We start from the raw sequence: 324 nt of genomic DNA, 5'->3' as shown, positions 1-324 counted from the left end.
GGAACCCGCCGGTGCGGGAGCGCAAATCCGTTCCCACCACCTGGCTGGAGCTGACCATCACCGAGGGCCGTAACCGTCAGGTCCGCCGGATGACGGCGGCAGTCGGCCACCCCACCCTGCGCCTGGTCCGCGCCCGGATCGGCACCTGGTCCCTGGATCAGTTGCAACCCGGCCAGTACCGGACGGAAAAACTTCATCTGCCCAAAGCGCCGGCCAAGCCTTCATTGCGTAAGCGTTGAGTTGCTGCTCTCGGCGGAACCTTACCAAGCACTTCGCATTGTGGCGCTGCGGGGTATACCGTTTGGAGACTCTCTGAGGCATGGA

General features: G+C 64.2%; 1 pseudogene. It reads left to right on the top strand.

From position 1 onward, the window contains the following. Positions 1–239: pseudogene (locus tag B3187_RS05120) on the top strand (pseudouridine synthase); the annotation flags it as partial. Positions 240–324 lie beyond the last annotated feature (85 nt).

This window comes from Marinimicrobium sp. UBA4209 (assembly GCF_002381585.1).
Classification (GTDB): domain Bacteria; phylum Pseudomonadota; class Gammaproteobacteria; order Pseudomonadales; family Cellvibrionaceae; genus Marinimicrobium; species Marinimicrobium koreense.
Note: the sequence above shows the minus strand (reverse complement) of the source record. Positions and strands in the feature narration are given on the sequence as shown.